This window comes from Cyclobacterium plantarum, assembly GCF_011290685.1.
GTDB classification, from domain to species: domain Bacteria; phylum Bacteroidota; class Bacteroidia; order Cytophagales; family Cyclobacteriaceae; genus Cyclobacterium; species Cyclobacterium plantarum.
Genome location: NZ_JAANYN010000031.1, coordinates 1 through 967, shown reverse-complemented (window position 1 = coordinate 967; position 967 = coordinate 1). Strand labels below are relative to the sequence as shown.

1 protein-coding gene is annotated in these 967 nt (G+C 46.8%); it reads right to left on the bottom strand.

What is annotated here, in order from left to right; genetic code table 11:
* Positions 1 to 5 precede the first annotated feature (5 nt).
* Positions 6 to 905: an IS1595 family transposase gene (locus G9Q97_RS24640; protein ID WP_166151940.1), complete on the bottom strand. Its 900-nt coding sequence runs from the start codon at positions 903 to 905 to the stop codon at positions 6 to 8.
* Positions 906 to 967: the final 62 nt, after the last annotated feature.

Here is a 967-nt window from a genome sequence, read left to right as displayed (position 1 = left end):
TTGAACTAGGCGTATGATAAATAAAATTCTTTGTAAGGGTATGGTGGTTTTTCTACCATTCTTTTCATGAGGTTTTCAAAGATTCCCTCCTTCATCTTATGCCTGTTGAAGCGATAGGTATATTCATCAATATAAGGCTGAAGATGGATTACAGAATGGTGGATACCCCTCAGCCAGGCTTTGAATAGCATCACAGTTCTGTGTAGCTGTGGGAAGTTCTTTCCCTTCTTTTCTGATTTCTCCCTGATTAGCTTGGGAAATTCACTTTCAAGACCTCTATAGCCGCTCCAACGGTCAGTTCTCACCGCTGCACCGGGAGCTATATGGTCCATCATAAAACGCTTTAAATGCTTACGGGCAGCTGTATCGACTACACGTCCATAGATGCGGGAAACTCCCTTTCCTTTGCGCTCCACGGCCACCACCATGATCTGTTTCTTACCTTCATTGCGTCCCACAGCCTTTTCGTCCTGGCCACCCACATAGGTCTCGTCTACGTCCACTTTACCATCCATTGGGTGGTTTCCACTGCTTGACATCGCCCTCATCACCTTCTGCTTGAACAGCCAGCAGGTCTTCTGCCTAAGTTCCAGCTTCCTGCTAAGTTCAGGACTGCTGATCCCACTTTTGCTGGTAGACACGTAGTAGACGATGTAAAACGCCTTCAAAAGGGGGAACTTGCACCGGTGGAACAGGGTCCCGGACTTCGGGGATTCCAGACGTCTACATTTGGTGCACTGCCTGTCATACTTTTCAATACCCTGGCAATAGTGCCCGTGGCCACACTTTTTGCACTGATAGCCATCCTGCCACTTCAGGGATGCCAGGTACTTCACACAGCTTTCCTCATCGGGAAACCGCTCGTGAAACTCGAACAAAGACAAACTCTTAAACCGCTTTTCCATAACTTTCTGCTTACGCTGTCAATATACCTGCTTTTTAGTTATTGAAAAAGTGCCTTGTTCAA

Coding starts and splice junctions, on each gene's coding strand:
- G9Q97_RS24640 (WP_166151940.1), bottom strand. CDS start 905: ATGGAAAAGCGGTTTAAGAGTTTGTCTTTGTTCGAGTTTCACGAGCGG.